Annotated in this window: 26 protein-coding genes and 1 pseudogene; 13 read left to right on the forward strand and 14 right to left on the reverse strand. The window is 60.2% G+C overall.

Annotated elements, in window-relative coordinates; all coding sequences use genetic code 11:
- Window positions 1–17: 17 nt before the first annotated feature.
- From nrdR to JFT63_RS24380, 11 genes are all read left to right on the forward strand, one after another.
- Window positions 18–482: a transcriptional regulator NrdR gene (nrdR, locus tag JFT63_RS24330; protein WP_019818855.1), complete on the forward strand. Its 465-nt coding sequence runs from the start codon at window positions 18–20 to the stop codon at window positions 480–482.
- Complete coding sequence (gene ribD, locus JFT63_RS24335) at window positions 479–1,606, forward strand: bifunctional diaminohydroxyphosphoribosylaminopyrimidine deaminase/5-amino-6-(5-phosphoribosylamino)uracil reductase RibD (protein ID WP_057704459.1); 1,128 nt, start codon at window positions 479–481, stop codon at window positions 1,604–1,606. The genes nrdR and ribD overlap by 4 nt, the downstream gene beginning before the upstream one ends.
- 48 nt (window positions 1,607–1,654) lie before the next feature.
- Window positions 1,655–2,317 carry a riboflavin synthase gene (locus JFT63_RS24340; RefSeq protein ID WP_014720128.1) on the forward strand — a complete coding sequence of 221 codons (663 nt, stop codon included), beginning with the start codon at window positions 1,655–1,657 and terminating at the stop codon, window positions 2,315–2,317.
- Between the two features lie 15 nt (window positions 2,318–2,332).
- Window positions 2,333–3,424 carry a bifunctional 3,4-dihydroxy-2-butanone-4-phosphate synthase/GTP cyclohydrolase II gene (gene ribBA, locus JFT63_RS24345; protein ID WP_003194579.1) on the forward strand — a complete coding sequence of 364 codons (1,092 nt, stop codon included), beginning with the start codon at window positions 2,333–2,335 and terminating at the stop codon, window positions 3,422–3,424.
- A gap of 88 nt (window positions 3,425–3,512) precedes the next feature.
- Entirely contained in the window at window positions 3,513–3,989 is a 477-nt protein-coding gene (ribH, locus tag JFT63_RS24350) for a 6,7-dimethyl-8-ribityllumazine synthase (protein ID WP_003194576.1), read from the forward strand.
- Window positions 3,986–4,486 (forward strand): transcription antitermination factor NusB, encoded by a 501-nt coding sequence (gene nusB, locus JFT63_RS24355; RefSeq protein WP_014720126.1) that lies wholly within the window; start codon window positions 3,986–3,988, stop codon window positions 4,484–4,486. The genes ribH and nusB overlap by 4 nt, the downstream gene beginning before the upstream one ends.
- Window positions 4,487–4,504: 18 nt before the next feature.
- Complete coding sequence (gene thiL, locus JFT63_RS24360) at window positions 4,505–5,470, forward strand: thiamine-phosphate kinase (protein ID WP_057704460.1); 966 nt, start codon at window positions 4,505–4,507, stop codon at window positions 5,468–5,470.
- 54 nt (window positions 5,471–5,524) lie between these two features.
- Window positions 5,525–6,247: a substrate-binding periplasmic protein gene (locus JFT63_RS24365; RefSeq protein ID WP_198844935.1), complete on the forward strand. Its 723-nt coding sequence runs from the start codon at window positions 5,525–5,527 to the stop codon at window positions 6,245–6,247.
- A 218-nt stretch (window positions 6,248–6,465) separates the two neighbouring features.
- Window positions 6,466–7,083, forward strand: coding sequence for a GTP cyclohydrolase II (gene ribA / locus JFT63_RS24370; protein ID WP_005791841.1), 618 nt, complete (start codon window positions 6,466–6,468; stop codon window positions 7,081–7,083).
- A complete protein-coding gene (locus JFT63_RS24375) occupies window positions 7,080–7,499 on the forward strand; it encodes a nuclear fragile X mental retardation-interacting protein 1 (RefSeq protein ID WP_057704462.1) in 420 nt (139 codons plus the stop codon). Before ribA ends, JFT63_RS24375 begins: the two co-directional genes overlap by 4 nt.
- Window positions 7,496–8,281: a cobalamin-binding protein gene (locus tag JFT63_RS24380; protein WP_198844928.1), complete on the forward strand. Its 786-nt coding sequence runs from the start codon at window positions 7,496–7,498 to the stop codon at window positions 8,279–8,281. The genes JFT63_RS24375 and JFT63_RS24380 overlap by 4 nt, the downstream gene beginning before the upstream one ends.
- Before the next feature lie 90 nt (window positions 8,282–8,371).
- On the opposite strand, the gene JFT63_RS24385 is transcribed toward JFT63_RS24380, so the two are convergent.
- The 8 genes from JFT63_RS24385 to JFT63_RS24420 all read right to left on the reverse strand — a co-directional run bounded on the left by JFT63_RS24385 (window position 8,372) and on the right by JFT63_RS24420 (window position 19,784).
- Window positions 8,372–10,246, reverse strand: a complete 1,875-nt coding sequence (locus JFT63_RS24385; RefSeq protein ID WP_198844929.1) for a TonB-dependent receptor domain-containing protein — start codon at window positions 10,244–10,246, stop codon at window positions 8,372–8,374.
- Window positions 10,247–10,389: 143 nt separating this feature from the next.
- Window positions 10,390–12,288 carry a 1-deoxy-D-xylulose-5-phosphate synthase gene (dxs, locus tag JFT63_RS24390; protein ID WP_198844930.1) on the reverse strand — a complete coding sequence of 633 codons (1,899 nt, stop codon included), beginning with the start codon at window positions 12,286–12,288 and terminating at the stop codon, window positions 10,390–10,392.
- Window positions 12,289–12,398: 110 nt separating this feature from the next.
- Window positions 12,399–13,286 carry a (2E,6E)-farnesyl diphosphate synthase gene (gene ispA, locus JFT63_RS24395; protein ID WP_057704466.1) on the reverse strand — a complete coding sequence of 296 codons (888 nt, stop codon included), beginning with the start codon at window positions 13,284–13,286 and terminating at the stop codon, window positions 12,399–12,401.
- On the reverse strand, window positions 13,283–13,525 hold the full coding sequence (locus tag JFT63_RS24400) for an exodeoxyribonuclease VII small subunit (RefSeq protein WP_003176346.1): 243 nt from the start codon (window positions 13,523–13,525) through the stop codon (window positions 13,283–13,285). Before JFT63_RS24400 ends, ispA begins: the two co-directional genes overlap by 4 nt.
- 155 nt (window positions 13,526–13,680) lie before the next feature.
- Complete coding sequence (locus tag JFT63_RS24405; RefSeq protein WP_186559408.1) at window positions 13,681–14,094, reverse strand: hypothetical protein; 414 nt, start codon at window positions 14,092–14,094, stop codon at window positions 13,681–13,683.
- Window positions 14,051–18,685: an RHS repeat-associated core domain-containing protein gene (locus JFT63_RS24410; RefSeq protein ID WP_198844931.1), complete on the reverse strand. Its 4,635-nt coding sequence runs from the start codon at window positions 18,683–18,685 to the stop codon at window positions 14,051–14,053. Before JFT63_RS24410 ends, JFT63_RS24405 begins: the two co-directional genes overlap by 44 nt.
- Before the next feature lie 135 nt (window positions 18,686–18,820).
- Window positions 18,821–19,201 (reverse strand): MerR family transcriptional regulator, encoded by a 381-nt coding sequence (locus JFT63_RS24415; protein WP_198844932.1) that lies wholly within the window; start codon window positions 19,199–19,201, stop codon window positions 18,821–18,823.
- Window positions 19,140–19,784, reverse strand: coding sequence for an NAD(P)H-dependent oxidoreductase (locus tag JFT63_RS24420; RefSeq protein ID WP_198844933.1), 645 nt, complete (start codon window positions 19,782–19,784; stop codon window positions 19,140–19,142). The genes JFT63_RS24415 and JFT63_RS24420 overlap by 62 nt, the downstream gene beginning before the upstream one ends.
- A gap of 183 nt (window positions 19,785–19,967) precedes the next feature.
- On the opposite strand from JFT63_RS24420, the gene JFT63_RS24425 reads away from it, so the two are divergent.
- Window positions 19,968–20,999, forward strand: a complete 1,032-nt coding sequence (locus tag JFT63_RS24425; RefSeq protein WP_198844934.1) for a PDDEXK nuclease domain-containing protein — start codon at window positions 19,968–19,970, stop codon at window positions 20,997–20,999.
- A 63-nt stretch (window positions 21,000–21,062) separates the two neighbouring features.
- On the opposite strand, the gene ycaC is transcribed toward JFT63_RS24425, so the two are convergent.
- A complete protein-coding gene (gene ycaC / locus JFT63_RS24430; protein ID WP_034117703.1) occupies window positions 21,063–21,695 on the reverse strand; it encodes an isochorismate family cysteine hydrolase YcaC in 633 nt (210 codons plus the stop codon).
- 510 nt (window positions 21,696–22,205) lie between these two features.
- On the opposite strand from ycaC, the gene JFT63_RS24435 reads away from it, so the two are divergent.
- Complete coding sequence (locus JFT63_RS24435; protein ID WP_057703187.1) at window positions 22,206–22,442, forward strand: hypothetical protein; 237 nt, start codon at window positions 22,206–22,208, stop codon at window positions 22,440–22,442.
- A 298-nt stretch (window positions 22,443–22,740) separates the two neighbouring features.
- Here JFT63_RS24435 and JFT63_RS24440 read toward each other — a convergent pair whose 3' ends face one another.
- The 5 genes and pseudogenes from JFT63_RS24440 to JFT63_RS24460 all read right to left on the reverse strand — a co-directional run.
- Complete coding sequence (locus tag JFT63_RS24440; protein WP_057703188.1) at window positions 22,741–23,514, reverse strand: LexA family transcriptional regulator; 774 nt, start codon at window positions 23,512–23,514, stop codon at window positions 22,741–22,743.
- A gap of 213 nt (window positions 23,515–23,727) precedes the next feature.
- On the reverse strand, window positions 23,728–24,255 hold the full coding sequence (ppa, locus tag JFT63_RS24445) for an inorganic diphosphatase (RefSeq protein WP_003176323.1): 528 nt from the start codon (window positions 24,253–24,255) through the stop codon (window positions 23,728–23,730).
- Window positions 24,256–24,364: 109 nt separating this feature from the next.
- Window positions 24,365–25,180, reverse strand: a complete 816-nt coding sequence (locus tag JFT63_RS24450) for a zinc-dependent peptidase (RefSeq protein WP_057703189.1) — start codon at window positions 25,178–25,180, stop codon at window positions 24,365–24,367.
- Window positions 25,181–25,186: 6 nt separating this feature from the next.
- Window positions 25,187–25,843: a DedA family protein gene (locus JFT63_RS24455; RefSeq protein WP_003194521.1), complete on the reverse strand. Its 657-nt coding sequence runs from the start codon at window positions 25,841–25,843 to the stop codon at window positions 25,187–25,189.
- Between the two features lie 227 nt (window positions 25,844–26,070).
- Window positions 26,071–26,151 (reverse strand): annotated as a pseudogene (locus JFT63_RS24460) (GNAT family N-acetyltransferase); the annotation flags it as partial.

Here is a 26,151-nt window from a genome sequence, read left to right on the forward strand (position 1 = left end):
TTTGTTGCCTGCCAACCATGCACTGTCCCTTCTGCGGTGCCAACGACACCAAGGTCATCGACTCGCGTCTGGTCGCCGAGGGCGACCAAGTGCGTCGCCGGCGCGAATGCCTGGCCTGTGGTGAACGTTTCACCACCTTCGAAACCGCCGAACTGGTGTTGCCCCGTCTGATCAAGTCCGACGGCAGCCGCCAGCCTTTCGACGAAGAAAAACTGCGCGCCGGTATGCAGCGCGCCCTGGAAAAACGCCCGGTGAGTGTCGAGCGCCTGGAAGCGGCATTGGTGCATATCAAGCACAAGCTGCGGGCGACCGGCGAGCGCGAGGTCAAGAGCCTGGTGGTCGGTGAGCTGGTGATGGGCGAGTTGCAAAAGCTCGACGAAGTCGCCTATATCCGTTTCGCTTCGGTGTATCGACGCTTCCAGGACCTCAACGAGTTCCGCGAAGAGATCGACCGCCTGGCCCGTGAGCCCTCCAAACAATGACCTCTGAACAGGCAGTCCTCGACGCCCATTACATGGCGCGCGCCCTCCAATTGGCGCGCAAGGGCCTGTACACCACTCACCCCAACCCACGGGTGGGCTGTGTGATCGTACGTGACGGGCAGATCGTCGGCGAAGGCTGGCATGAGCGCACCGGCGAGCCCCATGCCGAGCCCAATGCCCTGCGCGCCGCCGGTGACAAGGCCCGTGGCGCAACGGTGTACGTGACGCTGGAGCCGTGCAGCCATCATGGCCGTACGCCGCCCTGTGCCGATGCGCTGGTGTCCGCCGGTGTGGCGCGGGTGGTGGCCGGTATGCAGGACCCGAACCCGGAAGTGGCCGGACGGGGCATGCAGCGCCTGGCCCAGGCGGGTATCGAGGTTCGTAGTGGTGTGCTGGAAACCGAGGCGCGGGCGCTTAACCCCGGCTTCCTCAAGCGCATGGAACACGGTTTGCCGTTCGTGCGGGTCAAGCTGGCGATGAGCCTGGACGGCCGCACGGCGATGGCCAGCGGCGAAAGCCAATGGATCACCGGCCCCGCCGCCCGTGCTGCGGTGCAACGCTTGCGCGCCGAAGCCAGTGTGGTGTTGACCGGTGCCGACACGGTACTGGCCGACGGTGCCCGCTTGACCGTTCGCGCCGCCGAACTGGGCCTGGACGACGCAACCACCGCCCTGGCCATGTCGCGCCCGCCGTTGCGTGTGCTGATCGATGGCCGCCTGCGGGTGCCGCTCAACGCACCGTTCTTCAAGGCCGGCCCGGCGTTGGTCATCACCTGTGTGACCCCGGAGAATCAGTTCCCCCGTGGCCCCGAGTGCCTGGTGGTGCCGGGCGTGGAGGGCCAGGTCGACCTGCGCTCGGCACTGGTCGCCCTGGCTGCCCGTGGCGTCAACGACGTGTTGGTGGAAGCCGGTCCGAGCCTGGCCGGCGCGTTTGCCCAGCAGGGCCTGGTGGATGAGTACGTCATATTCATCGCCGGCAAGTTCCTCGGCTCCGCTGCCCGCCCGTTGCTGGACTGGCCGCTTGAGAAGCTGGCCGACGCCCCCCAACTCAAGATCACTGACATGCGTGCTGTAGGCGACGACTGGCGAGTCACTGCCATCCCCGTCCCGGCAGTGAGCGTATAATTCCCGGCCTGCGCTTAAGCGTCAGCCCCTCGTTTTCAGGAGAACGAAATGTTCACCGGCATTATCGAATCCATCGGCAGCATCCGTGCAATGACCCCCAAAGGCGGCGACGTGCGCCTGCTGGTTGAAACCGGCAAGCTGGATCTCGGCGACGTCAAGCTGGGCGACAGTATCGCCGTCAGCGGCGTGTGCCTGACCGTTATTGAGCTGCCGGGCAACGGCTTTGCTGCCGATGTCAGCCGGGAAACCCTGGACTGCACCGCGATGAACGATCTTGCGGCCGGCAGCCCGGTCAACCTGGAAAAAGCCCTGACGCCCACCACGCGCCTGGGCGGTCACCTGGTCAGCGGCCATGTCGACGGCGTCGGCGAAGTGGTGGCCCGCAGCGAAAACGCCCGCGCCGTGGAATTCCGCATCCGTGCGCCCAAAGAGCTGGCCAAATACATCGCCCACAAAGGTTCGATCACCGTCGATGGCACCAGCCTGACCGTGAACGCCGTCAATGGCGCCGAATTTGAACTCACCATCATTCCTCACACCCTCAGCGAAACCATCATGGCCTCCTACCAGCCGGGCCGCCGGGTGAACCTGGAAGTGGACTTGCTTGCCCGTTACCTGGAGCGCCTGTTGCTGGGCGAAAAGGCCGCAGAGCCTGCATCAGGCAACATCACCGAAAGTTTTCTGGCCGCTAACGGCTACCTGAAATCCTGACCAAGGGGGTGCCGCGTGGCGCTCAATAGCATCGAAGAACTGGTTGAAGATATCCGCCAAGGCAAGATGGTCATCCTTATGGATGACGAAGATCGCGAGAACGAAGGCGACATCATCATGGCCGCCGAGGCGTGCAAGCCTGAGCACATCAACTTCATGGCCAAGCACGCCCGTGGTTTGATCTGCATGCCCATGAGTCGCGAACGCTGCGAGTTGCTCAAGTTGCCGTTGATGGCGCCGCGCAATGGTTCGGGTTTCGGTACCAAGTTCACCGTATCCATTGAGGCCACCACGGGCGTCACCACCGGCATCTCCGCCGCTGACCGTGCCCGCACCGTGCAAGCCGCTGCCGCGAAAGACGCCAAGGCCGAAGACATCGTCAGCCCTGGCCACATCTTCCCGCTGATGGCCCAACCCGGTGGCACCCTGGCTCGCGCCGGCCACACCGAAGCCGCTTGCGACCTGGCACGCATGGCCGGTTTCGAGCCAAGCGGGGTGATCTGCGAAGTGATGAACGACGACGGCACCATGGCCCGTCGCACTGAACTGGAAGCCTTCGCCGCCGAGCACAACCTCAAGATCGGCACCATTGCCGACCTGATTCACTACCGCATGATCCACGAACGTACCGTTCAGCGGATTGCCGAGCAGCCGCTGGACAGCGAACTGGGCCAATTCAATTTGGTGACCTACCGTGATTCAGTGGAAGGCGATGTGCACATGGCCCTGACCCTGGGCAACATTTGCGCAGAAGAACCGACCCTGGTACGCGTGCACAACATGGACCCATTGCGTGACCTGTTGATGGTCAAGCAGCCCGGTCGCTGGAGCCTGCGCGCCGCCATGGCCGCGGTTTCCGAGGCCGGCAGCGGTGTGGTGCTGTTGCTCGGTCACCCGCTGGATGGCGACGTATTGCTGGCGCACATTCGTGAAACCGCCGACGCCGTGCCGGTGAAAAAACCGACCACCTACAGCATTGTCGGTGCCGGTTCACAGATCCTGCGTGACCTGGGCGTACGCAAAATGCGCCTGATGAGCGCACCGATGAAATTTAATGCGATATCCGGATTCGACCTGGAAGTTGTAGAATACGTGCCCTCCGAATAAAGGCCGGCGATTTTTGCCCCTTGTTCGCGGTTAAATCATCACTGAGGGACGCACTTTTCGCGTCCCGGCTCTTTAAGAGATTTGTCGAATGACCCTGAAGACCATCGAAGGTACCTTCATCGCCCCCAAAGGCCGCTATGCCCTGGTGGTTGGCCGCTTCAACAGCTTCGTGGTTGAAAGCCTGGTAAGCGGTGCGGTTGACGCCCTGGTTCGCCACGGTGTGAGCGAGAGCGATATCACCCTTATCCGTGCGCCTGGCGCCTTCGAAATTCCACTGGTTGCGCAAAAAGTTGCTCAGCAGGGTGAATACGCGGCGATCATCGCCCTGGGCGCGGTCATTCGTGGCGGCACCCCGCACTTCGAATACGTGGCCGGCGAATGCACCAAGGGCCTGGCCCAGGTGTCCATGGAATTCGGCGTGCCAGTCGCTTTCGGCGTACTGACCGTGGATTCTATCGAGCAAGCCATCGAGCGTTCCGGCACCAAAGCCGGTAACAAAGGCGCTGAAGCTGCCTTGTCCGCCCTGGAAATGGTCAGCCTGCTGTCGCAGTTGGAGGCCAAGTGATTTCCGACGAAAGCGATCAGTTCAACCCTCAGGACCCGCGTCCTGCCGATGCCGGCAAACCGTCCAAGAGCGAGAAGCGCCGCAAGGCGCGTCAACTCGCGACCCAGGCGCTGTACCAGCGTCACCTGGCGGGCGCTTCGCTGAACGAAATCGAGGCACAGTTTCGCGTCGATAACGATTTCACCTTCGCCGACCAAAGCTACTTCCACGACATTCTGCACGGCGTGCATGCCAACCTGACCGAGATCGACACAGCCCTGGCGCCATGCCTGGACCTGACCATCGAAGAACTCGACCCGGTTGAACTGTGCGTGATGCGTCTGTCCACCTGGGAGCTGCTCAAGCGCGTTGACGTGCCGTACCGCGTCGTGATCAACGAAGGCATCGAACTGGCGAAAGTCTACGGTTCGACCGACGGTCACAAGTTCGTCAACGGCGTGCTCGACAAGCTGGCCCCGCGCCTGCGTGAAGCCGAAGTGAAGGAACACAAGCGCTAATCTGCGCTTGAGTCCCGCATGGGCGAGTTCGAGCTGATCCGCAAGTACTTCGCCGCCGCGCCCTGTGCGCAAGGCGGCGAAGGTATTGCCCTGGGGATCGGCGACGACTGCGCCTTGCTGGCGCTGCCCGCCGGGGAGCAACTGGCGGTCTCTACCGATACGCTGGTGGCCGGCGTGCATTTTGCCGACCCCTGTGACCCGTTCCTGCTCGGCCAGCGCTCGCTGGCCGTGGCGGTGAGCGACCTGGCCGCCATGGGCGCCACCCCCCTCGCGTTTACCCTTGCCCTGACCACGCCGACCGTCGATGCCGATTGGCTGCAACGCTATGCCCAAGGCTTGAACGCCATGGCGCAAAGCTGCGGTGTGGGCTTGGTGGGCGGCGATACTACCCGTGGGCCGCTGAGCCTGACCCTGACGGTATTTGGCCGCGTGCCGGCGGGGCAGGCGTTGACGCGCAGTGGTGCACAGCCGGGTGACCTGCTGTGTGTGGGCGGCGAGCTGGGCAATGCTGCTGGCGCTTTACCGCTGGTATTGGGCCAACGCACGGCGGACGCGGCAATCGCCGAGCCGCTGCTCGCCCATTACTGGGCGCCGCAACCGCAATTGGCCCTCGGGCTGGCGCTGCGGGGCAAGGCGACTGCGGCCATGGATATTTCCGACGGGCTGCTGGCCGATTGTGGGCATATCGCCAAGGCCTCTGCGGTGCGCCTGGTGGTTGAGCGCCAGCGGTTGCCGTTGTCCAAGGCCTTGCTGGCGTTTGTCGGTGAGGACCAGGCTCAAGTGGCGGCGTTGAGCGGGGGCGACGACTATGTGCTGGCGTTCACCTTGCCGCCGTCCGAGTTGGCGCCGTTGCAGGCCGATGGCTGGCCGGTGCATGTGGTCGGCCGGGTCGAAGCGGGGCAGGGCGTGACACTGCTCGACGTCGACGGCCAGGACATCACCCCGGCTGTGCGCGGCTACCAGCATTTTCGCCAGACGCCCTGAGTCGGCGGTCTGCGCTACCCTTTAGACGATTATCCCGAGTAAGAGGCCGTGACTATGGCTGTATGCCGCTGGCTGCTGATCGTGCTGTGTACCTTCATTTCCTTGGTTCAGGCGGACACTCCCGCGCCCGGCAAAATCGTGCTGGCCAGTGAAGAGTGGAACGACTACACCAACAAGGATGGCAGCGGCCTGGCCTGGGACCTGTTGCGCGAAGTCTTCGAGCCAGCAGGCGTTACCGTGCAAACTCGCAGCGTGCCCTACACCCGCTCGGTCGGCCTGGCTCAGCGTGGTGAGGTGGATGGTTGTGTCGGCACCTATCGCGATGAGGCCAGCGCAGTGCTGTACCCGCGCTGGAACTTTGACGCCGATCATATCTACGCTCTCGGGCTGGCAACTTCACCCACGCCGACATTGGCGACCCTGGGCAACTACCGCCTGGCCTGGGTGCGCGGCTATAAATACGAGGGGTACCTGCCCAACGTGCAGCGCTACAACCAGATCGAGCGGCGCAGCGGCATTCTGCCGATGCTGCAACACGGCCGTGCCGATTTCTATATCGATGCCCTTACCGAAGCCAAATACGTGCTCAGTCAGTCCCCAGACCCGCAGCAATTCAAGCTCACTCATATCGCTGAATTGCCGCTCTACGTAGCCTTTGCCGACACCGAGCGTGGCAGGACATTGATGGCCGTGTATGACCAGCGTCTGGCCAGCCTGATCAAGACCGGTGAGTTGAAGGCAATTTTCGACCGCTGGAAACAGCCCTACCCCTTGTAGGAGCGAGCTTGCTCGCGAAAACCCCCTGGACGCCGCGTTGATTCAGAATACCCGCGTTACCGTTGACGACTTTCGCGAGCAAGCTCGCTCCTACATAGAATCAATCCAAAGGCCAATCGAACCTATTGATCTTTATCAGCGATAATTCAGCTTAAGCGTCTGTAGGAACCTGCTGTTACAATGCCCGCCTCTGTGAAATCTGAAATCAGGAGCACACGGTGCCCGTCGTTTTCGTCGCCGCTTCCAAGCTGCCTACCCCTTTTGCCACGTTCACCATGAACGGCTTTCTCGAAGAAGCCACCGGGCGCGAGCACGTTGTGCTCAGCCTCGGCGACATCACCGATGGCGCGCCGGTGCTGGGGCGTGTGCATTCCGAGTGCCTGACCGGCGATGCGCTGTTCAGCCAGCGCTGTGACTGCGGCTCGCAACTGGAAGCCGCTTTGCAAGCCATCGCCCGTGAAGGCCGCGGCGTGCTGCTGTACTTGCGTCAGGAAGGCCGTGGCATTGGCCTGTTGAACAAGATCCGCGCCTACGAGCTGCAAGACGGCGGCGCCGACACCGTGGAAGCCAATGAGCGCCTGGGCTTTGCCGCCGACCAGCGCGACTACGCCATCTGCCTCCCGATGCTTGAACACCTGGGGGTCAAATCCCTGCGCCTGATGACCAACAACCCGCGCAAGGTCAAAGCCTTGACCGAAATGGGCATCACCGTGGCCGAGCGTGTGCCGCTGCACACCGGGCACAACCCGCACAACAAACTCTACCTGGCGACCAAAGCCAGCAAGCTCGATCATATGATGGGCAACGAGCATCAGGGCGAGGTCGACCGCGCGTGACCCGCGGCCAGGTGAAGCGGCGACTGTCCTTCAATTGGTGGCAGTACCTGGCCCTGGCGTTGCTGCCTCTGTTCGTCATCAATCTGCTGTTCGGCCGCGCTGAATCCTTGCTGCCGGTGCTGGCCATGCCGTTCTTTATTGCCGGCGTGGCCTCGATGTTTCTGAGCCTGCGTTATTTCCACGGCTATAAACATGCACTGATCGCCACCTCCAAAGCCCTCGATACCGCCGAAGAACCCGCTGCCTGGATCACCCTCGCGGCCCGTCGCCGCACGGCCTTGCTGGTGGCTGCACTACCGGCCTGGATCGGCGCGCTGGCAGTGTTCGTCGGCCTGGAAGCGGTGCCGCTGTTTCTCTTGGCCCTGTCGACGCTGGTGCTGTTTTACCTCTATCGCATCCCGCGTCAGTTGGGATGAAACGCTACTGGCTGGCACTCTTGCTGGTATTCAGTGCCCAGGCGTTGGCGGTTGAACGCGTCGTTAGCCTGGCGCCGTCGCTGTCTGAAATCGTGCTTGAGCTGGGTGCCGAGGACTTGCTGGTCGGCGTGCTTGATGGTGGTGACCGCCCGGCGGCGTTGGCGAAGGTACCCTCGGTCGGGCACTACGGCCAGTTGGACATGGAGCGCCTGCTCAGCCTCAAGCCCGACCTGATCCTGCTCTGGCCTGGCAGCGTCGGCCCGGCCCAGCGCGAGCAGCTCCAGCGGTTGAATATCCCGGTGTACGTCGCCGAACCCCACAGCCTTGAACAACTGACCGCCCAGGTGCAGGCCATTGCCGAGCAATTGGGCCGCGCTGAAGCGGGGCGCCAGCTCGCTGTGCAATTACGCCAGCGCTTGGCCGAGTTGCGCCAGCGCTACCAACGGGCCGAGTCGCTACGGGTTTTTTACCAAGTGTGGAACCAGCCGCTGTACACCGTGGGCGGTGGGCAGATCATCAGCGATGCCCTCAGCGTGTGCGGGGCGCGTAATGTGTTTGATGACCTTAAGTTGCCGGCGCCGCAGGTGAATATCGAGTCGGTGCTGGCGCGTGATCCCGAGGTGATCCTGGTGGGCGATCAGGCTCAGAAGGACGCTTGGAAGGCGTGGCCAATGATGGCATCGCGGGTGCGGTTGGTGCCGGACAAGGGCCTGGAGCGGCCGAGTGGGCAGATGCTTGAGGCGGTAGCGCGGTTGTGCCAGGTGATTGCGCCGAACCTGTGACACCGCTATCGCAGGCAAGCCAGCTCCCACAATTGAAATGCATTCTCCTGTGGGAGCTGGCTTGCCTGCGATGACGCCCGTTCAGGTCACTTAGATCTCAGGTGTCCACGTCACCCCAACCATCCACACCCGACCTTCTTCACGATAATTTTGGCTTTCCCCGAGGTAGCTGTACTTCGCCCGTGCGTAAGACTTGTCCAGCACGTTATCCACCTTCAACGACAACGACACCTCCCGGTTCAACGCCCAACTACTGCGCAGCCCCAACAAGGCATAACCGCCCAGACGGTTGCGGTTGGCTTCATCGTCGTAGCTGCTGCTGATCGCTTGCCAGCTGGCGCCGAGACCGAGTTGATCAAATTGCCGGTCCAGATCCAGGTTCACCGTTCGCCGTGCGCGACGTGCCAGGGTGTGGCCGCTGTCACGGTCACGCGGGTCGATAAGCGACAGGCCCAGGTTGCCCTGCCAGCCAAACAGTTCCTGCTTGAGCGCCGCTTCAAAACCATTGATCCGCGCCGACGCCACGTTTTGCGGCTTGCCGGCGTCAAGGATGATCGCGTCGCTCAGGTCGGTGCGATACAGCGAGGCTTCCAGACGTGCGCTGTCGGTCAGCTGGCTGCGCCATTGCAGCTCGTAGCTCTTTGATGTCTCGGGCTGCAGGTTTGGGTTGCTGTACTGCGTGTCGGGGTAATAGAGGTCGTTGAAGGTCGGCGCGCGGAAGCCTTCGCTGTAGCTCAAGAGCAGGTCATTGTCAGGGTTGACCGGCACAGTCAGGGTGCCGCTCCAACTGTTCTGGCCGCCGAACTGCTGGTTCTGGTCGCGGCGCAGGCCCAGCTCGGTGGAAAACCACTGGCTCTTGAAACGGTGCTGCACAAAGGCCGCCCGGTTCCAGCGGCTGTTCTCGGTAAAGGTGGTAGAACCGTGGAAACGGTCTTCGTACCAATCGCCGCCGACGATCAGGCTGTTTTGCTCATCCAGGGTCAGGTCGTTCTGCCAATTGACCGAGTCGCGGTAGGTGTTGAATGCACTGTAATCATCGCTGAGGGTATCGCGCTTGGTGTCGCGGTTTTCACTGTGGCCCAGCTCCAGGCGCGACTGCCAGCTGTCATTGAGCTTGGCATCGACATAGCCGCTAGCGCTGCTGACGGTGTAGTCGGTGTAGGGTTTCTGGCCGAAGCTTTGCCCGGTGGCGCCGTCATAGCGGCCATAACTGTTGTCGTACTCCGACTTGCCACGGTTATCCAACAGGTTGAAACCCACCTCCAGCTCATCGCTGAACGAATGGCTGAGGTTCAGGTTGATGGACTGGTTGCGGTAGGCATCATGGTCGCCGTCACTGGGAAACGACGCGTGGCTCGCGTTGATACCGGCAGTTTCATCCAGGCTCGCGCCCAGGTTGAAACGCGTGTGTTCATCGCCGCCTGACAGGCCCAGGCTGCGTTCCCAGGTCTGGTTGCTGCCAAAGCCCAGTTTCAAGCGCGGCTGCAAGCCTTGCTCGGCATTGCGCCTGGTAAACACCTGAATCACCCCGCCAATTGCATCGCTGCCGTAAATCACCGAACGTGAACCGCGCAGCACTTCCACACGTTCAATCTGATCGACATTGAGGTATTGCAAGCCGCTGTCGCCGGAGGTGGTGTTGGCGATGCGTTGGCCGTCCACCAGCACCAGGCTCTGCGCCGACTTGGTGCCACGAATGAAAATCCCCGGCAAACTGCCACGCCCACCGGTTGGCGCGACTTGCACACCGGGTACGCGGCTGAGCAGGTCGGTAACGCTGCTCGGTTGCAGGCGGTCGATATCGGCGCGGGTGAAGACGGTGTTGGCGGCGCTGCTGTCGTTACGCGCCTGCACTTGGCGGTTGGCGCTGATGACCACGTCGGAGAGCTTCAACGCCTGGTCGCGGGTGTCGGCGAGCAGGTCGGCGGCGGGGAGCAGCAGCAGGGCAAGGCACAGGCGTTTCATGGGCCGTCCATAGCGATTTTGAAGGTGATATCAGCTAAATGTGGGAGGGGGCTTGCCCCCGATTGCAGTGTGTCAGTCAGAATATCTGGTACTGATACACCGCTATCGGGGGCAAGCCCCCTCCCACATTTTAGTCGCGTTTTCTACAGGGCCAGACGTGCCAAACGCTCGCGCACCGACGCCTCGATGCCGGCCTCGTCCAACCCGCATTCGGCCAGCATCTGCGCCGGCTTGGCGTGCTCGACGTACACATCCGGCAAACCCAGGTGCAGCACCGACTTGAGGATGTTCTCCCGGGCCAGGAACTCGCTGACTGCCGCACCGGCGCCGCCCATGATGGCGTTCTCTTCGACGGTCACCAACAGTTCATGCCTCGCGGCGATTTCGCGTACCAGCGCTTCATCCAGCGGCTTGACGAAACGCATGTCGACCACTGTGGCATCCAGCTTCTCAGCCACTTTCAGCGCTTCGGCCAGTTGTACGCCAAACACCAGGAATGCAGTCTTGCTGCCTTGGCGACGCACAATGCCTTTACCGATTTCAATCGGCTCCAGGTCTTTCTCGATCACGGCATTCGGGCCTGTGCCGCGCGGGTAGCGCACGGCGGCCGGGCCGTTGTACAGGTGGCCGGTGCTGAGCATCTTGCGCAGTTCGTTCTCGTCGCTGGGCGTCATCACCAGTATGCCGGGGATGCAGCGCAGGTAGGACAGGTCGAAACTGCCGGCGTGGGTCGGGCCGTCTTCGCCCACCAGGCCGGCGCGGTCGATGGCGAACAGCACATCGAGGTTCTGCACCGCCACATCGTGAACCAGTTGGTCATAACCGCGCTGCAGGAAGGTGGAGTAGATCGCTACCACCGGCTTGGCGCCTTCGCAGGCCATACCGGCGGCGAAGGTGACAGCGTGCTGCTCGGCAATTGCCACGTCGAAGTAACGCAGCGGGAAACGCTCGCTGAACGCCACCAGATCGGAGCCTTCCTTCATCGCCGGAGTAATGCCTACCAGGCGTGGGTCGGCGGCGGCCATGTCGCACAGCCATTCGCCAAATACACCGGAATACTTCGGCCCGCTGGCTTTTTTAGGCGCGGCGGCGGGAGCGTCCAGGGGTTCGAGCTTGGTGATCGCGTGGTAACCAATCGGGTCGACTTCCGCCGGAGCGAAGCCTTTGCCCTTCTTGGTGACAATATGCAGGAACTGCGGGCCCTTGAGGTCGCGCATGTTGCGCAACGTGGCGATCAGTGTCGGCAGGTCGTGGCCGTCGATAGGGCCGATATAGTTCCAGCCCAGCTCTTCGAACAGGGTGCCGGGTACCAGCATGCCTTTGGCATATTCTTCGGTACGACGGGCGATCTCCCACGCGCCAGGCAGGCGCGACAGCACTTTCTTGCTGCCTTCGCGCATACTGGCGTAGGTGCGGCTGGAGAGGATCTTCGCCAGGTAATTGGACAGGCCACCGACATTGCGCGAGATCGACATGTCGTTGTCGTTGAGGATCACCAACATGTTGGCATCCACTTCCGGCGCATGGTTGAGCGCTTCGAAGGCCATGCCGGCAGTCAACGCACCATCCCCGATCACGGCAATCGCTTTGCGATCGCTGTTTTGCAGACGGGCGGCAATCGCCATGCCCAGCGCGGCACTGATGGAGGTGCTGGAATGGCCGACGCCAAAGGTGTCGTACTCGCTTTCGGAGCGGCGCGGGAAGGCGGCCAGGCCGTCCTTCTGGCGCAGGCTGCCCATGCGCTCGCGACGGCCGGTGAGAATTTTATGCGGATACGCCTGATGGCCCACGTCCCACACCAGCCGGTCGTCCGGGGTGTCGAACACGTAATGCAGGGCGATCGTCAGCTCGATCACGCCCAGCCCGGCGCCGAAATGCCCACCGGTCTGGCCGACCGTATAGAGCAATTCCAGGCGCAACTCATCGGCCAGGGTTTCCAGCTCGGCTTCACCCAGTCGACGCAGGCCGTCCGGCGTGGCAGCGCGGTCGAGCAGGGGCGTGGACGGGCGTTTGCGGGGAATCTCTTGAAACGTCGTGGGCATCAGGCGAATCGTTATAGGTATAGAAGAGGCGGCAGTTTACCTCAAGCCGTGCAAACTGCCCACGCAGAGCGCCGAACTTGGCCGATATGCGGCGCAAATGGCCGCGGCTGTCAGTGGCGGCGCTCGACGATATACCGCGCCAGGTCGCGCAGTGGCTCGGCTGCCGCGTCGAAAGGTCGCAGAGCCTCCAGCGCCTGGTCGCGTAGCTCAATGGCGTACGCCTTGGCGGCTTCCAGCCCCAGCAGGGCCGGATAGGTCGGCTTGTCTCGTGCGATATCGGCGCCCTGGCGTTTACCGAGGGTGGCGGTATCGCTTTCCACGTCGAGAATATCGTCCTGTACCTGGAAGGCCAGGCCGATCGCGCGGGAATAGGTCTGCAGCGCCGCCAATTGCTCGGCGTCGGCACGGCCACTGGCCAGGGCGCCCAGCTGCACGGCGGCCTCAATCAGCGCACCGGTCTTGTGGCGATGCATGTGTTCGAGGGCTTTTTGATCGAGCTTGAGGCTGACCGAGCCCATGTCGATGGCCTGCCCGCCGACCATTCCAGCGGGGCCCGCGGCGTGGGCCAGGGCGGTGACCATGCGCAAGCGGATCTCGGCGTTGACACTGCTTAGCGTCGGGTCCAGCAAAGCGCTGAACGCCAGGCTCTGCAAGCCATCCCCGGCCAGAATTGCGTAGGCCTCATCGAAGGCTTTGTGGGTGGTGGGCTGGCCGCGACGCAGATCGTCGTCGTCCATCGCCGGCAGGTCGTCGTGTACCAGGGAATAGGCGTGAATTAACTCCACCGCACACGCCGCGCCATTGGCCTCGGCCGCCGGTGCGCCCAGGGCTTCACAGGCCGCATAGGCCAGCAACGGGCGCACCCGCTTGCCGCCATTCATCACGCTGTAACGCATGGCTTCATAGAGGCGCGTCATTTCCGGGCTTGGCGCCACAAACAAGGGCTCCAGCGCCGCATTCACCCGGGCTTGGCTACTGGCCTGATACGCGCTGATCATTCCGGCTGTTCCGCATCGAAAGGTTCTTCGGCCAACTCCCCATCACGCTCCAGCAACACCTGGACCTTCTGCTCCGCCTGCGCCAACGCGCTCTGACAGTCGCGGGTCAGGCCGATGCCTTGCTCAAACGCCGTCAACGAGTCTTCCAGCGACAACTCGCCGTTCTCCAGACGCTCGACCAGGGTTTGCAGGTCGGCGAGGGATTGTTCGAAATCGAGTGCAACTTTTTTGCGGGCCATGGCGGCAATTCCGGTAGACGGTAAACCGGCGCGACACTAGCAGACATGGGGGATTGGGGCAAATGAGTGGGGCTGTTACTGCTGGGTGGGGTGAGCCGAATAGAGGGGGTTATTCGGCTCATTTGGTGAGCCGATTGCGCGAGCTATTTCGCATGTTAGTGAAAAGAGGCGTCGATTCTTTCGACTTTTAGTTTGATAAAGTGGTCGTTGCATTCGGGGTGGTCGTAGTGTATGCCCTCGACATTAAGAGATGTGAAAGTCATTAAGATTTCATTGCGCAGGTGTCCGTAGAGTACATAGGAATAACCGCGATTTGTATGTCTTATCAGTGTTTTAGTTTCGTCAGTCCGTTCAATTTCGTAGTTTTCGGAAAGATTTAATGTGAGTTCTACGTCATACGTCTTACCCACTTCAAGTTCATAGGGGCAATAGCTGGCGAAGCAGTTTATAGTCGTTCCTTCGATGATCAGAGTCACGTCTTCTTCTATATGCTCGTTGAGTGCTACCACTTTTGCTTTTTTATAATTATTGGTTGTAAGGTGTGATGGTTTTGTCAGTGGCGTCGCCATTTATTACCCTCCAGAAGTCTTTCCCACTTTTGGTATGTAAGGTGGTTATGTTGCCAGCTGAATTCGTACCCGCGAATGCGAATTTGGCTTGGCCCGTTCTATTCGTTCCCATGAGTAAAACATATCCTGTTGTCGATTTGCTTTTGTAGAGGTAATTGATAGGAATTCCTTCGTTCACGACATGTCGTGCCGTCAGTAAATATTCATTGGGGGTCTCTACTCCGAATTCTGGCCCATGCTTTTCGTAATGCTCGTTTAGTTTTTGCTTGTTGGCAAACTCCGTTGGACGGGTTGTTACGGTTGGCTGGTTTGGTTCGCCTGTATTTATCTTAGCTGTATCTGCCGGCTCTTCAACGCCTGCCTGCGATTTGCATCCGTCCTCCCCAGGACATCTACTCAACCCTAGCGGATCCACCCAACCCGTAGGATTGGGCACGTACAGGTACCCATTGATCCCACCCGCCAACTTCACCGGATCCGGTGTCAGGTAACGTCCAATATCCGGATTGTAGTAGCGATGGCGGTTGTAGTGCAGGCCGCTTTCTTGATCGAAATACTGCCCTTGAAAACGCAGCGGATTGTCGATTTTGCCTGCGTCGAGCCGGGCGATCTGGCCGTAGGCGCGGTAGTGGGCGGACCAGACGATTTCGCCCTCGGGGCTGGTCAGTTCCTGCGGGGTGCCGAGGTGGTCGAGTTGGTAGTGGTAGGGCGTTGTGGCTTGTGGTCCGTAGCCTTCCAGCAGTGCTAATGGCCGGAAGCTTTCGGGCTCGTAGAGGTAACTGCGATGGCGTTCCGCATGGTGCTCGGCAATCAGCTTGTCGCCTTGCCAGAAAAATTCGGTGGTCTTGCCATCCACGGTTTTGCTGACACGTCGCCCAAACGGGTCATACCGATAGCTTGCGGTCTGCCCGTTGGGTTTGGTGAAGCCAATCAACCGATGCTGGCAGTCGTAGCGATATTCCGTGACGAGTTGATGACCCTTGCCGCGCCGTTCGCGGATCAGGTTGCCGAAGGCGTCGTAGTCGTAATGGCGGTCGCCCTGGATCATCAGGCGGTTGCCGGCAACGATGTCCGGGCCGGGGCGGTCTTGCATCAGCAGGTTGCCCGCCGGGTCGTGGGCGAAGCGTTCCTGCACGTCCTGGGAATGATCGGCGCGGGTCAGGCGGTTTAGCGGGTCGTAGCGGTAAAGGTGTTGGCCTTTGCGGGTGTCGTGCAGGCGCGTGAGGTTGCCGGATTTGTCGTAGTCGTACTGGCGCTGGTAAAGGTAGTTTTCCTGCTGTGTGACTGCATGGGCGTGCAGGCGGTTTTGGTCGTCGTAGTGATAGTGGCTGAGCAGTTGGCCTTGTTGGCGTTGGTGTTCGCGGCCGCTCTTGAATAGATGTGAGGTGAGCACGTCACCGTTGAGTTCGACGGTGGCGAGGTGGCCGCCCTTGTCGTGGTTGAAGGTGAGGCGGTTGTTGTCCGGCAGGCGCAGGTTTTTCAGCTGGCCGCAGGCGTCGTAGCCGTAGCGCAGGGTCCCCCAGCCCTGGTGTTCGGCGGTGAGGCGGTTTTGGCGGTCGTACTCGTAGGCCAATGCCCAGTGGCCGTCATCGACGCTCAGGAGATTGCCTTGGCGGTCGTAGGCATAAGCAATAACGCTGTCATCGGGCAGGGTTTTTCGTACGAGGCGTCCGGCGTAGTCGCGCTCGTAGCGGGTGATTAGCTGACTGTTATCGTCGCCGTATTCGGTCTTCTCCAGCAGGTTGCCGTTGAGGTCGTAGGCGTAGGCGGTGCGTTGGCCGTCGAAGCCGGTTTCCTGTTGGATCAGGCCGTTGGGGTGATAGTCGAGTTGGTAGGTTTCGCCAACTTCGTTTTCGATCTCGGTCAGCAGTAGCCGGGCGTTGTCGTAGCGGTACTTGACCTGGGTACCGTTGGCGTTGAGACGGCGACTGATCAGGTGCAGGCCGTCGGCGTATTCGTAGCGGGTGACGTGGCCGAGTTCATCGCGTTCGGCGATGATCTTGCCGTAGGGGTTGTAGCTGAATTCCCGGGTGGCGCCGCCGGGCAAAACGATGCGAATCAACCTACCGACGCTGTCCCATTCATAACCGGTCTGCGCGCCGTGTTCATCCTCGCGGGCAACTTGCCGCCCCATATCGTCATAGCGATAACGCTGGATCCCGCCATTGGGCAATTGCTCCTCCAGCAACTGCCCACGCTCATTCCACACCAGCCGATGGCAACTATGATCCGGGTACCAAACCCCGGTCAGTTTCCCGTGTTTGTTGTAGCTGTAGTCAGTCGAATGACCATCCGGATCAGTTTTGCGGATGACATCGCCTTGCTCATTCCGCTCGTATTTCCAGACCGCCTCCCCACGCCTGACAACCCGAACAAAACCGTTGTCATGTTCGTAGGAAGTCGGCTCATCATCCCCCGGAAACAACGCCACCAAGCGTCCGGCGTCGTCGTATTGATAGGCCGTCACCGCGCCCATCGGGTCTTGCTCGACGGTCAGCCGGCCCTTGGCATCGTAGGATTTGAAATGCTGCGCGCCGTCCGGAGCGATGCGCTGCACCAAGCGCGCGCGGTCGTCATGGACATACACTTCCTGGCTGCCATCGACGTTATGCACGGTGACGTGGCCGTCATTGCCCCAGGTATAGCGCGTGTCCATCTGCGAAAAACTCGCCCAATGCCGCACGCAACGCGCCGCCTTGCCAGAACGCTCCCACTCCCAAAAGAAACTCGCCCCACCGGCTAACTGCCGCTCGACAATGACGTGCTGATCGTCGTACCGATAACGCTCGCTTTCACCGACGGCATTGGTCGCACACACCAGTCGTCCAGCTTCGTCATAGGCGTAGGAAACGATGTTCTGCTCGGTTTCCCAAACGTAGGGCTCACGCCCTTTGGCGCGATGAACCTGGTAGTCCACCGCGACGATGCGATCCCGCTCATAGCGCAGCAGCAATGAACGGCCAGCGCCGTTATCCAGCCGCTCAATCCGTCCGGAACGATCACGGAAAATGCGCAGGCGGTTGTCATACGCATCGCTGATGGAAACCAAGACACCGTCGCGAAAGTGATAAAACCGCGACGCCTGGGCCAGCACCAGTTCATCAGGAGCCGAGCCTAAATAGATCGCCGCTTCGGCCAGGCTATTGGTAATCGCCGGTCGAGCAACTGTGGGCAAGGGCAGGGTAGTCGAGCGGTTCTCATGGTCGGTCCACACCACCGAATCGCCCGACACCGCAAGCCGGTGGGCCAGCCCATGAGTCCAGCCAAACCCCAACCCACAATCAAGTTCCACCGCACTGGTGCGATAAAGCCGCGTCCACTCAAACGGCAAAACCCCGTCCAGCGCGCCGTCGGTAAGGGTGAGCAATTCCTCGCCGGTGACCATCGACACCGGGCAGCCGTGAGTGACCGTTTTATCCGCTGGCGCCGCCGCATCCCCTTTCGGGTTCGAAGCCACGGCACGCACATCGTCCACACGCTCTTTCTGCGTCAGCACCGCGTTCTGCCGCGCCCGCCAGCGCATCTGCATTGTGCCTTGTTTCACCCAGCCGACCACACCGCGAACCGCCACCGCTTTATAACGGTCGACCGCCTGCATGAACTTGGTGAGAATCGCCAGCACCCCCTTCACGAAGCCCACGGCAGCCTTAAGAATTTGTGCGCCATGCTTGACCAGGCGAACGCTCAAATACGCCACGCCCGCCGCCGGCAACGCGATGGTCAACACCGCGCCAATCACCAGGTCAATCAGCAACGACACCATAAAACCTGCGGCCGCTTGCGCAACTTCATTGGGCGGTAACGCGTCCAGCCAGATCATGGCGATGCGCAGTAACAGGTACAGCGCCGCTTCATCAGTGGCGAGCAACATCGCCTGTTCCATGACCTTGGGCGCATCGGTGGCGATCTGCGCCAACTTGGCCGCCTCGCTACCCAGTTGCTCGACGTAATTCAGCGGATCTTCAAGAATCGCCTGCACCAGCTTGATGCTGTCCCACACATCCGTGATCGCCGCCCAACTGCCCGCCAGCACGCCGCTGCCAATCGCGCTGACAGTAGAGCGTTCCCAGTGGGGTTTGAAGTCTTTCCACTGTGACCGAAGCCACTGTTCCAAGTCCGCCGTCAGCCCTGCATAGGAGGCAAACAAGGCCTCCACTTGCTCCGCCGAAACGCCGCCCTGAACCCGCACCTCATAGCGCCCGCCAGCAGCGCAGTAGTGCGAGCCCTTGCCGTGCTTATCAAGCATCACCCGCGTGGAGCTGCCGTCATCCAGGCCGATCACCTCAACCGGGATATCGCCAATTGGTACGTCATACGCTGATTCGAATTTGCTCTCGATCTCCAGCACGCCACCCACCGGGCAACGGGCCACGGTGGAGAAATCTGCATCGGTAATGCTCACCGAACGCTGCGAATCCCCAACCCGCAACACCCTGTCCATGCCCAGCAACGACGGCATATCCGCTGCATGGCTGACCGAATCCAGTGCACGGGAATACCAGGCGCCCATCTGCTGGCGGTACTCCACCAGGCTCTGATGGAAGCCATCCAGCTCATGTTCGATAGCGGCAATGTGGGCAGCGTGGGTCATCCATGACGTCTCGACAGAAGGCAAGGCGTCGGAGTCTGCCGCAGCGAAAAGCGGCTGGATGAACGGTTTGGAAAATCAGATTGCCCTTACACGGGGCTCGCAAAAGTCAGCGGCAACTCATGCGTAAGGGCTACTTCAAATGGCGACACTACTGATTGACGAGCAGTGCCCTTGGGCGTCTTTCAGTTGGGTTTCAAACTCAATCAAGCCCGCCTGCATCCGTTGCAACACGGCGATTTGCGCGGCCAGCGCGTGCTTCTTGTTGGTGATGGCTTGGTCCGCCCTGTCCCAGGGAAAGGCGTCACCGTCGTACCCCAGCAAAATCTCCTGCAACTCCTTGAGTTTGAACCCGAGCTGCTGGGCGCATTTGATAAAGGTCAGTCGCTCTACGCTCTGCGTCGTATAAACGCGATAGCCGCCAAGGCGTCGCGGCTCGGGCATCAACCCAATCGCCTCATAGTGACGAATCGCCTTGATGGTCGTGCCGGACAACTGCGCGGCTTTGCCGATGTACATGAAAATTCCCTTTCTCAAATAATGCGCCGGCCTGTTTCAGCCACTTGGCCCGCTGCGTCAGCGTAGCGCCCAGCACCGGCCCGAACAGAAGGGTCTTGCTCGGCGTGATGCCGCACAGCGCCAGCGTGGTGCGACGCATCTGGTGGATGGCCGGCATGCGGTAGACCCAGCGGTAATACCACGACGGCGTGTCCAGGGTCACTAACAAGTGCGCGCTTCGGCCCTTGAGTAGCTTGTCAGGGAAGGCCTTGCCTGCGCGGTATTTGAAGGCGAAGCCGGGTAGGAAAACTCGGTCGATAAAGCCTTTCATCAGTGCCGGGATACCGCCCCACCAAACAGGGAAAACCCATGTGAGGTGCTCGGCCCAATGGATGTCGGCTTGGGCGCTGAGCAAGTCGGGTTCCAGTGTTTGAGCCTGGGTATAACCGTGGTGAAGAATCGGGTCGAATCTGAGGTTGCCTAACTGCAGGATGCGTACTTCGTGACCTGCCGTTTTCGCAGCGTGGATATAGGTCTGCGCCATGGCTGAACAAAAACTATCGGTGGACGGATGGCCGAGAATGACCAGGATGCGCTGACTCATGCTGAAGGCTCCTGAAATGGGCGTTCAGGGTAGGGGGTGCCGTATAGGGGAGAGTCAAGGGCCACAGCCAGTGCCAGCAGGACCTTTCTGCAAGGTACGCAGGACGCGTCCGAGAGTACTCATGAGCGCTTGTGACGGCACAGCGGGCTAACTAGCCTGCTGAAAACACAAGAGTAAAAAGGCATGAGCGAGACCTCCATCGGGTTGACGGCACCTCCAGAGGGCTACAGTGATTGGCTGACAGACCTCAAGGGCCGTATCCATAACGCACAGCAGCGTGCGTCAATCGCGGTCAATCGTGAACTGGTGCTGCTCTACTGGCAGATCGGCCGCGATATTTTGACCCGTCAGAACGATCAAGGCTGGGGTAGCAAAGTGATCGATCGCCTTGCGCAGGATCTGCGGGCGGCCTTTCCAGACATCAAGGGTTTTTCGCCGCGCAATCTGAAGTACATGCGTGCTTTTGCCGAGGCGTGGCCGGATTCTGAATTTGTGCAACAAGCTGCTGCACAATTGCCCTGGGGTCACAACCTAGTGTTGCTCGATAAGCTTCCGGGCCCCGAAACACGTCGTTGGTACATTCTCCAGGCCGTTAAACACAGCTGGTCGCGCAACACGCTGATGATGCACATTGAAAACCGCTTGCTGGAACGCAGTGGCAAGGCTGTCAGCAACTTCGAAAGTCATCTGCCCAAGGCTCAATCCGACCTGGCTCGCGAATCCCTCAAGGACCCTTACCGCTTTGACTTCCTCAGCCTGGGCCTGAACGCGCAAGAACGTGATATCGAAAACGCCCTGATCAAGCATGTCACCGACTTCTTATTGGAATTGGGCGCAGGCTTTGCCTTCGTAGGCCGGCAAGTGCTGCTGAATGTGGGCGGTGACGAATTCTTCATCGACCTGCTGTTCTATCATTTGAAGCTGCGTTGCTACGTGGTGATCGAACTCAAGGCTGGCAAGTTCAAACCCGAACACCTGGGCAAACTGAGCTTCTACCTCGCAGCTGTGGATGCCGAGATAAAGCACCCACAGGATGGCCCGACGATTGGTCTGTTGTTGTGCAAAGGTAAAAATGAGGTGGTGGCTGAATATGCACTGCGCGATAACAACCGACCTATCGGCGTGGCGGAATATCAATTGGTGGAATCTTTGCCCGCAGAATTGCAAACCAGTTTGCCGAGTATTGAGCAGATCGAACGGGAGTTGGCGGGCTAGGGGCGGGCAAGCAACGGAAAAAGCCTGCTTTTCAGGGCAGGCTTATCATTACGCTGGGTTTGCTTATTTCTGCTGGGCCGTCAGCGCCGCATACCCGTTCATCAAGTTACGATAGTTGGGAATCCGCTGGGACAACAGGTTACCCAGGCCTTCGATATCGTTGCGCCAGTCGCGGTGCAACTCACACGCCACCGAGAACCAGTTCATCAATTGCGCACCGGCCTGCGTCATCCGGCTCCACGCCGCTTGCTGCACCGTGGTATTGAACGTGCCGGAAGCATCGGTCACCACAAACACCTCAAACCCTTCCGCCAGTGCCGACAAGGTCGGGAACGCCACGCACACATCCGTTACCACGCCGGCAATGATGATCTGTTTGCGCCCGGTGGCCTTGATCGCCTTGACGAAATCCTCGTTGTCCCAAGCGTTGATCTGACCAGGGCGAGCGATATACGGCGCATCCGGGAACATCTCCTTCAACTCCGGCACCAGCGGGCCGTTGGGGCCTTGCTCGAAGCTGGTAGTGAGGATGGTCGGCAGGTTGAAGAACTTGGCCAGGTCAGCCAGGGCCAGCACGTTGTTCTTGAACTCGTTGGGCGAGAAGTCCTGCACCAGGGAGATCAAGCCGGTTTGGTGGTCGACCAGCAGAACGATGGCGTCGTCTTTGTTCAAGCGGTTGTAGGTTGCAGTGCTCATGGTTGAATCCTTTTTTGTTTAGGTTGGTTGGGCGTTGCGTTCAACATGGGCACAGATTAATAGGTGGTTGATGAGGGATAAATCGGGCGAAAGGAGTCTTACTGTCAACTTAAAGTGGACAATTGGTGGCGCCCGATTTCAGGCCTCCGGATTGCTGTGCAGAACAGGAGTGAATTGCCTGATTTTGAGTAGCCAGCAGGTCCGATCCCTTTCATTTGCAGGACGTTTCCTAGAGAATCCCAACCGCTTGCGCCAGCGGAATTGGGTGACTAGGCTGCTGACCGTCACTGCTGATTCAGTGATCGGGTTTAGTCGCCCGGACCTCGCTAGGCGCACGCGCCACCCCAAAGACAGGTGTCTTCTCGCCTGCACTTTATGGTGGCTGTGCGCAGGGCACCTTCGGGTGCGCCGGTGCCTAGCGGCCGGTCGACTAACCTGCGTACAGCCGCCACCTCTGCTCGTTTAGTCGCGAAATGATGGTGGTATCCACTTACTGCTAGGAGTTTTGCTATGGATAACGTTCGTTCAGATTCGCTGTCGTCACACACGACCAACCCATTCACGGTCAATGAAGATCTGAGCTTTGAGGATGCCTGGGTGCAGGTGGCTGAGCTGCTGCATTGTGCGCTGGCTACGTCCCAGGTGATCGGCGAGTCAGTGGCTGCGCCGCAGAGGGCGGTGATGCATTTGGTGGAGATGGCGAAGATGGTGGCGGATCGGGCTGTGGAGTGTTTGCAGCCTAAATGACGCTTATTGAAAGGGGGTAGGATACCTGCCTGCCTTCGTTGACGGTTCAATTGTCCAGCGGCTGTTGGACAATTGAACTGCATTCTTACAGACATTAAAAAGCCGGCTTGTGGCCGGCTTCTCGCTGACTGCCTCAGCTTGTTTTTGACAAACCTCAGCAGCCTTCAAATCGCTCAGCCAACATCGCGTCTGGCTGAATAGTAGGGGCATCCGCGGGAACTCCTCCGCTTCGCCTGACAGGGCAAATCGCTAAGCCATTCCCCTGCCAAATGTGCGGCGCATGATACCCACATTCACTTCAGTTGCCCACCTCCGGTTCCGATTTAGAGCCTTCCCAGCCCAGCAGGTGTTCATCCAGCGGCACCGGTGGGCGGCGGTTGTTGAGGGTGGACCACCAGAATACCCAGCCGACGATCTTGAAGCTTTGTTCAAAGCGTTCTTCGTGGTTGAGGTATTCGTCCGGGTGTTCGCTGGCGTTGTGGCTGCGCAGGCGCAGGCCGCCGCCGGGGCGGTTGTAGAGGTATTTGATGCGCAGCATGCCGTCGTGTTCGACGGCGTAGATTTCGCCGTCGATGATTTGGGTGCGGCCTCGGTCGATGGCGAGGGTGGCGCCTTGTTGGATGATGTCGATCATGCTGTTGTCGACCATGTAGGCGCCTATCGCGCGGTCGGGGTGGACGTTGAGGGTTTGCAGGTTGTGCCGGGAGACGCGGATGCGTTCGCTTGAGGTGAATGTGGGGTGGAGGGGGATCTCCACGTCGGTTGTTTCCGGGCGGCAGGCGGGGCCTGTGAGGTATTTGCCGGTGTCTTCGCGAGTGGGCAGTAGTTTCCTGGTGTCGGGGCCTTCCAACAGGTAGTTGGCGGGCGGGTGTTTGGGGCCTCGGCCGTCGCTTAACCAGCGACTTGAGACGCACAGCAACTCTGCGATCTCGTTGAGTCGGCCCATGGGAACGCCGCGTTTGAACCAGTTGTTCACGTGTTGAGGCGTGACGCCGCGGTTCTTGGCGAAGTCGGAGGCGGAAAGATTAACTTCCCGTAGTAGCGCTTTTAAACGATCACCTGATGTATTCATAAACGCAGAGTTTACTGGCCGGAAAAACTAATCAAATAAACCATGCGTTGAATTGCATATGTAGGATTTTGCTTAGTTGTGGCTTGATCTTTCAGGTGCGCAACTTATATAAACTTTCTAAAATAAACGTTGAACTTGATGTTTAATCTTGCCCATAAAAAAGCCCCGAACTAACGGGGCTTTTTTATTTGCCGAAGCAATGAGGCGCGGGTATCAGCCTTTGTAGGCGGCCACCGACTTCATGATCTCGGCGCGGGCGGCGTCTGCGTTGCCCCAACCGTCGATCTTCACCCATTTGCCTTTTTCGAGGTCTTTGTAGTTCTCGAAGAAGTGCTTGATCTGTTCCAGCAGCAGTGGCGGCAGGTCGGTGTATTCCTTCACGTCCACGTACAGCTGGGACAGCTTGTCGTGTGGCACTGCGATGACTTTGGCATCGCCGCCGCCGTCGTCGGTCATGTTCAGGATGCCGACTGGACGGGCGCGGATAACCGAGCCTGGGGTAACCGGGTAAGGGGTCACGACCAGCACGTCGAGGGGGTCACCGTCGTCAGCCAGGGTGTTGGGGATGAAACCGTAGTTGGCCGGGTAGAACATCGGGGTGGCCATGAAACGGTCAACGAACAGGCAGTCGCTGTCTTTGTCGATTTCGTATTTGATCGGCGCGTGGTTGGCCGGAATTTCGATGGCGACGTAGATGTCGTTCGGCAGGTCTTTGCCAGCCGGAATCTTGCTGTAGCTCATTGGGCGTTGCCCCCGTTAGTTGGCCATATGACATGGCCGGATTGGCCTAAAAGTGGCGGCGATTATAGGCATATTCTGACGCCGATGCCATGCGCCAAGCGTCGTACGGTCATTCGCCCTGTGGCGAGTAGCGCGGGTCGCTGGCTTGCAGTTGAGTCAGGCGGGCCAGGGGATCCTGGCGATAAAAGCGGCTGAGTTGGGCGTACACCTGTGGATAACTGTTGACCAGTAAATCCGGGGCGCTGAAGAAATACTCGCTGGTGACGGCAAAGAACTCCGCCGGGTTTTCCGCGGCGTAGGGGTCTATCTCGGTCTCGGCGTCCGGGTTGGCGTCCAACTGGCGATTGAGGTCATCGAAGGCGCCTTGCATGACGCTGGCCCAGTCCTGCACGCGCATGTCGTGGTGCAGCGGTGGCAGGCCGTTGGCGTCGCCGTTGAGCATGTCGAGCTTGTGCGCCAGTTCATGGATGACCAGGTTGTAGCCTTCCCATTGGCCGCTGGCGAGCACGCCGGGCCAGGCGAGGATCACCGGGCCCTGTTGCCAGGCTTCGCCGCTGTGTTCACCGTCCCACTCGTGTTCGACGCCGCTGGCATCGCGATGGCGCTGGGGGCTGAGGAAGTCGTCGGGGTACAGCACGATTTCGTGGAAGCCCTGATACCAGTCAAGGTCGCCCAGGTTCATCAACGGCAATTGCGCCTGGGCGGCGAGCAGCAGGCGTTGTTCCTGGTGCAGGTCGACGCCGGGCAGGGCGGTGAGGTGTTTTTCACTGAGGAACACCACGCAGGCTTCGCGCAGCCACTGGTCTTGCTCCGGCGTGATGCCGTCGAGGAAGGTCAGGTGGTGGCGCACCCGTTGCCAGGTGTCATCGGCAATCGGGTGCTTGGCCAGCAGGCGCCGGCGACGCCAGGCGCTGAGGGACCACACGGGCAATCAGTGCGGGTTGGCTTCGGAGGACGTGCGGCCAAAGCGGCTGCGCACCACGCCAATAATCATCGGCACCAGGGACAGCAGGATGATGAACACCACCAGCAGCGACAGGTTTTTCTTGATGAAGGGCACGTTGCCGAAGAAGTAGCCCAGGGTTACCAGGCCACCGACCCAGAGGATGGTGCCGAGCACGCTGAACCCGAAAAAGCGCGGGTAGGGCATCTTGGCCACGCCGGCGACGAACGGCGCAAAGGTGCGCAGGATCGGCAGAAAACGCGCCAGGGTGACGGTCTTGCCACCGTGTTTGTCGTAGAAGTCGTGGGTTTTTTGCAGGTAGTCGCGGCGGAAGATCTTGGAGTTCGGGTTGCTGAACAAGCGCTCACCGGCCGTGCGCCCTATGACGTAGTTGGTGCTGTCGCCGAGGATCGCCGCCAGCATCAGCAGGCCGGCCAGCAGCACCGGGTCCATACCGCCACCGGCCGCTACGGCGCCGGCGATAAACAGCAACGAATCACCCGGCAGGAATGGCATGACCACCAGGCCGGTTTCGCAAAAAATCACCAGGAACAGAATGGCGTAGATCCACGGACCGTAATTGGTTACCAGCATGTCGAGGTAGACGTCGAGATGCAGGATAAGGTCGAGCGGGTTGAAATCCATGGATGGCACCTGTGTGAATAGCCCGACTCAGCGGGCTTGTGCGGAAGCTCAGGCAATAAGGCTACAAGTAATTGTCGCGGTTCTTACAACCCTGAAAGGTCGGCATTATACGGATTGAGAGGTGAAAAGCGTGTGGCTTTTGTAGCGGGGAGTGTCGCGAAATTGTGAAGGGGTTGGGCTTCAAGCCAGCTCCCACAAGGATATTGCGGTGTCTGGCTGACTGGTTTTCAGTCTTCGTTGATCGGCAGCACGTAGTTTTTGAACTCGGTGTCTTCACGAAAACCTATGGACTCATAGGTCTTCTGCGC

The organism is Pseudomonas sp. MF7453 (assembly GCF_016405455.1).
GTDB classification, from domain to species: Bacteria; Pseudomonadota; Gammaproteobacteria; order Pseudomonadales; family Pseudomonadaceae; genus Aquipseudomonas; species Aquipseudomonas paralactis.

Excerpts from the sequence above, each read along its gene's own strand:
- JFT63_RS24425 (WP_198844934.1), top strand. The coding sequence starts at position 19,968 with ATGAGCGAGACCTCCATCGGGTTGACGGCACCTCCAGAGGGCTACAGT.
- ribD (WP_057704459.1), top strand. The coding sequence starts at position 479 with ATGACCTCTGAACAGGCAGTCCTCGACGCCCATTACATGGCGCGCGCC.
- JFT63_RS24435 (WP_057703187.1), top strand. The coding sequence starts at position 22,206 with ATGGATAACGTTCGTTCAGATTCGCTGTCGTCACACACGACCAACCCA.
- JFT63_RS24405 (WP_186559408.1), bottom strand. The coding sequence starts at position 14,094 with ATGGCGACGCCACTGACAAAACCATCACACCTTACAACCAATAATTAT.
- thiL (WP_057704460.1), top strand. The coding sequence starts at position 4,505 with ATGGGCGAGTTCGAGCTGATCCGCAAGTACTTCGCCGCCGCGCCCTGT.
- ycaC (WP_034117703.1), bottom strand. The coding sequence starts at position 21,695 with ATGAGCACTGCAACCTACAACCGCTTGAACAAAGACGACGCCATCGTT.
- ispA (WP_057704466.1), bottom strand. The coding sequence starts at position 13,286 with ATGATCAGCGCGTATCAGGCCAGTAGCCAAGCCCGGGTGAATGCGGCG.
- ribH (WP_003194576.1), top strand. The coding sequence starts at position 3,513 with ATGACCCTGAAGACCATCGAAGGTACCTTCATCGCCCCCAAAGGCCGC.
- dxs (WP_198844930.1), bottom strand. The coding sequence starts at position 12,288 with ATGCCCACGACGTTTCAAGAGATTCCCCGCAAACGCCCGTCCACGCCC.
- JFT63_RS24410 (WP_198844931.1), bottom strand. The coding sequence starts at position 18,685 with ATGACCCACGCTGCCCACATTGCCGCTATCGAACATGAGCTGGATGGC.
- JFT63_RS24340 (WP_014720128.1), top strand. The coding sequence starts at position 1,655 with ATGTTCACCGGCATTATCGAATCCATCGGCAGCATCCGTGCAATGACC.
- JFT63_RS24380 (WP_198844928.1), top strand. The coding sequence starts at position 7,496 with ATGAAACGCTACTGGCTGGCACTCTTGCTGGTATTCAGTGCCCAGGCG.
- JFT63_RS24420 (WP_198844933.1), bottom strand. The coding sequence starts at position 19,784 with ATGAGTCAGCGCATCCTGGTCATTCTCGGCCATCCGTCCACCGATAGT.
- nrdR (WP_019818855.1), top strand. The coding sequence starts at position 18 with ATGCACTGTCCCTTCTGCGGTGCCAACGACACCAAGGTCATCGACTCG.
- JFT63_RS24400 (WP_003176346.1), bottom strand. The coding sequence starts at position 13,525 with ATGGCCCGCAAAAAAGTTGCACTCGATTTCGAACAATCCCTCGCCGAC.
- JFT63_RS24440 (WP_057703188.1), bottom strand. The coding sequence starts at position 23,514 with ATGAATACATCAGGTGATCGTTTAAAAGCGCTACTACGGGAAGTTAAT.
- JFT63_RS24415 (WP_198844932.1), bottom strand. The coding sequence starts at position 19,201 with ATGTACATCGGCAAAGCCGCGCAGTTGTCCGGCACGACCATCAAGGCG.
- JFT63_RS24455 (WP_003194521.1), bottom strand. The coding sequence starts at position 25,843 with ATGGATTTCAACCCGCTCGACCTTATCCTGCATCTCGACGTCTACCTC.
- ppa (WP_003176323.1), bottom strand. The coding sequence starts at position 24,255 with ATGAGCTACAGCAAGATTCCGGCTGGCAAAGACCTGCCGAACGACATC.
- JFT63_RS24385 (WP_198844929.1), bottom strand. The coding sequence starts at position 10,246 with ATGAAACGCCTGTGCCTTGCCCTGCTGCTGCTCCCCGCCGCCGACCTG.
- JFT63_RS24365 (WP_198844935.1), top strand. The coding sequence starts at position 5,525 with ATGGCTGTATGCCGCTGGCTGCTGATCGTGCTGTGTACCTTCATTTCC.